The following is a 3,244-nucleotide window of genomic DNA, read 5'->3' as shown; positions in this document are numbered from 1 at the left end:
GTGCTGCAGACCCGCGAGACCAGCGAGTTGCGGCTGCAGACCGAGCAGATGGGCCGCTCGCTGGTGGAGTGGTTGCGCAACCGCGGGGGTGGCGCACAGGCCGATGCCGACGACGCCCGGCTGGCCCGGTGTGCGGCCCTGCCGCCCGCCCCCACTTGGCCTGTCGCCTTTGCGCTGGCCGTGGCGCAGTGCCTGCCCGTCGCCGCCCCCGGTCAGGACAGCGACGCCGCCCTGCGCGAAGCCCTGTTGAGCTTCACCTTTGGCTGGGCCGAGAACATGGTGCAGGCCGCCATCAAGGCCGTGCCGCTGGGCCAGAGCGCCGGCCAGCGCATCCTGCAGGCCCTGGTGGACGCCATCCCCGACGCCATCGACCACGCCCTGGCCCTGCCCGATTCGCAGCGCCAGGCTTTCTCCCCCATGCTGGCCATCCTGAGCGCCCAGCACGAAACGCAATACTCCCGCCTGTTCCGATCATGAGCAACCTGCACCACATCCCCGGCCGCACCAAGAAACTGCCCCCGCTGCGCGTGGGTGTGGGCGGCCCGGTGGGCTCCGGCAAGACGACCCTGCTCGAGATGCTCTGCAAGACCATGCGCGAGCAGTACGACCTCGTCGTCATCACCAACGACATCTACACCAAGGAAGACCAGCGCCTGCTGACCGTGGCGGGTGCGCTGGATCCGGATCGCATCATGGGCGTGGAGACGGGCGGCTGCCCGCACACCGCCATCCGCGAAGACGCCTCGATCAACCTCGAGGCCGTCGACCGCATGCTGGCCAAGTACCCGAACGCCGACATCGTCTTCATTGAGTCGGGCGGCGACAACCTGGCCGCGACCTTCAGCCCCGAGCTGTCCGACCTCACCATCTACGTGATCGACGTGGCCGCCGGCGAGAAGATCCCGCGCAAGGGTGGCCCCGGCATCACCAAGAGCGACCTGTTCGTGATCAACAAGACGGACCTGGCCCCGTATGTGGGTGCCAACCTGGAGATCATGGAAGCCGACACGAAGCGCATGCGGCCCACCCGTCCGTTCGTGATGACGAACCTGAAGACGAAAGCCGGGCTGGATCAGGTGATCTCGTTCATCGAGACCAAAGGGTTGCTCAAGACCGCGTGACCGCGGGCGCCTGCGTCGGCAGGATCAAGGTGGCGCGCAGGCCACCATCGACCGCGAAAGACAGGCTCCCGCCATGGCGGGCCGCCACCTGACGCGCGATCGACAGGCCCAGGCCCGCCCCCTCGCCCCGCGCCCCCAGACGGTCGAACCGGTCACCCAGTTTGGGCAAGTCTTCCGGACGCACGCCGGGTCCCGTGTCGTGCACGACCACGGCCATGCCGCGCTCCACCGACGCCACCGCAACCCGCACCTGTCCGCCCGCCGGCGTGTACTTCAGCGCGTTGCTGAGCAGGTTGTCGACCGCCATGGCGATCCAGTCGGGGTGACCCGCCACCGGGGCCGCGTCATCCGAGACCTGCAGAGACACCTCCAACCCTCGGGCCAGCGCCGGCACGGCCACCGCTGCCACCCGATCCTGCACCAGCGCGGCCAGATCGAGTTGCGCCTGCCAGCCGGGTGTCGCGCTCAGAGGGGCCTCGGTGTCATGGTCCAGGCGCGCCAGCGCCAGCAGCTCGTCCGTCAGGCGGGTGGCACGATCGAGCGCTTGCAACGCATGGCCCAGGGCCACGCCGCGCACGTCGGCATCGCCTGCACCGCGCGCCACCTCGATCTGCGCGCGACATGCCGCCAGCGGCGTACGCAGCTCGTGTGACGCATCCCCCGTAAAACGCCGCTCGGCCGACAAGGTCCGGGCCAGACGCGTCATCAAGGCGTTGATCTCCTGCACAAGTGGCACGGTTTCCGACGGCTGCCCCGCCTCGCTCACGGGCGTCAGGTCCACCGCCCTACGTTGTGCGATCTGGCGGCCCAGCTGATGTAGCGGCTTCAACCCTCTGCGGACCACCCACCGCACCACCGGTGTCAGCAGCAGCACGGTGGCCAGCGTCGGCAGGCCGAGCCCCAGCGCCATCGCCCTTGCCAGCTCGTTGCGCTCGTTCATGGGCTTGAGCACGGCCAGCCAGCGCCCCATCTGCGCCTGTTCGAACCACCACACGCGCCAGTCATGCCCGTTCAACGTCACCGTGCGGGCCACCCTGAGTCCCGCCGGGTCGCGCGGCCGCGCTGCGAAGGACAAGGGGGGCGCGGTCGGGCTGCGGTACAAGGGCGCGCCCTGCGCCGACCAGGCCAGCACGGCGAGGTCCACCCCCTCACCATCGGGCTCGTCGATCGGCATGTCGTCCAGCGACTCGTGCAAGGCCGAGACCGACTGAGGCAGCAAGGGCAAGGCCACTTCCATCAGCTGCTGGTCATAGATCTCGTCCACCTCCTCGATCACGGACCAGTACGTCCAGGCCGCCATGGCGACCCAGACCGGCAGCAGGACCACCAACAGGCTGCGGACCAGCCGCGCTCGCAGGGAGTGGGTCACGCTGCGGCCTTGGCCGGGTTGAGCACATAGCCCACCCCACGGATGGTGACGATCCAGTCGGCACCGAGCTTGCGCCGCAGGTGGTGCACGTGCACCTCCACCGCGTTGCTCGCGATGTCCTGATCCCAGCCATACAGCGCCTCGGTCAACTGCGCCTGGGATTGCGGGCGCTGCGGTGAACGGATCAGCCTGGCCAGCACATCGAACTCACGCACCGCCAGCGCAACAGGATGCCCATCCAGCGTGACGGTGCGCGAAGCCGGGTCCAGGCTCAGGCTGCCCCAACGGAACACCGGCGCGGCCTGCCCGGCGGCGCGTCGACCCATGGCCCGCAGCCGGGCGGCCAGTTCTGCCATGTCCACCGGCTTGACCAGGTAGTCGTCGGCGCCGGCATCCAGCCCTGCCACACGGTCCTCGATCGCATCGCGGGCGGTCAGGAAGAGCACAGGGGTGGCGTCACCTCGTTGACGCAGCCGCGTCAGCACGGCGTCACCCGGCACCCCGGGCAGTTGCCGGTCCAGCACGAGGGCGTCGTATCGCTGGGAAGCCAGGGCCGCGATGGCGTGCTCGCCCGACTCCACCCAGTCCACCGTCATGCCCTGCTGACGCAGGCCTTGCTGCAAGCCGTTGCCCAACAGCCCGTCATCCTCCACCAACAGGATCCGCATGGCGGCGCGCCACCCTTTCTTCCGCTTTCAGACCGGCGTGATGGTAAGCCCAGGCCGCCCCCTGATACCAGCTGATCGCGTCGGCC

At 69.3% G+C, this 3,244-nt stretch carries 4 protein-coding genes; 2 read left to right on the top strand and 2 right to left on the bottom strand.

Annotated elements, in window-relative coordinates; translation table 11 throughout:
- Both QZ709_RS17735 and ureG read left to right on the top strand, forming a co-directional pair.
- The coding region (locus tag QZ709_RS17735) for an urease accessory UreF family protein (protein ID WP_294638793.1) at nucleotides 1-477 on the top strand (477 nt) is incomplete at its 5' end.
- Nucleotides 474-1,121 carry an urease accessory protein UreG gene (ureG, locus tag QZ709_RS17730; protein WP_294638792.1) on the top strand — a complete coding sequence of 216 codons (648 nt, stop codon included), beginning with the start codon at nucleotides 474-476 and terminating at the stop codon, nucleotides 1,119-1,121. The genes QZ709_RS17735 and ureG, both read left to right, overlap by 4 nt.
- On the opposite strand, the gene QZ709_RS17725 is transcribed toward ureG, so the two are convergent.
- Together QZ709_RS17725 and QZ709_RS17720 are read right to left on the bottom strand one after the other, a co-directional pair.
- On the bottom strand, nucleotides 1,108-2,490 hold the full coding sequence (locus tag QZ709_RS17725; RefSeq protein ID WP_294638791.1) for an ATP-binding protein: 1,383 nt from the start codon (nucleotides 2,488-2,490) through the stop codon (nucleotides 1,108-1,110). The genes ureG and QZ709_RS17725 overlap by 14 nt on opposite strands.
- A complete protein-coding gene (locus tag QZ709_RS17720) occupies nucleotides 2,487-3,158 on the bottom strand; it encodes a response regulator transcription factor (RefSeq protein WP_294638790.1) in 672 nt (223 codons plus the stop codon). Before QZ709_RS17720 ends, QZ709_RS17725 begins: the two co-directional genes overlap by 4 nt.
- Nucleotides 3,159-3,244 lie beyond the last annotated feature (86 nt).

This window comes from uncultured Aquabacterium sp., assembly GCF_913773725.1.
In the GTDB taxonomy this organism is placed as follows: domain Bacteria; phylum Pseudomonadota; class Gammaproteobacteria; order Burkholderiales; family Burkholderiaceae_C; genus Aquabacterium.
This window is presented reverse-complemented; position numbering and strand designations above follow the sequence as displayed.

Coding starts and splice junctions, on each gene's coding strand:
- ureG (WP_294638792.1), top strand. CDS start 474: ATGAGCAACCTGCACCACATCCCCGGCCGCACCAAGAAACTGCCCCCG.
- QZ709_RS17720 (WP_294638790.1), bottom strand. CDS start 3,158: ATGCGGATCCTGTTGGTGGAGGATGACGGGCTGTTGGGCAACGGCTTG.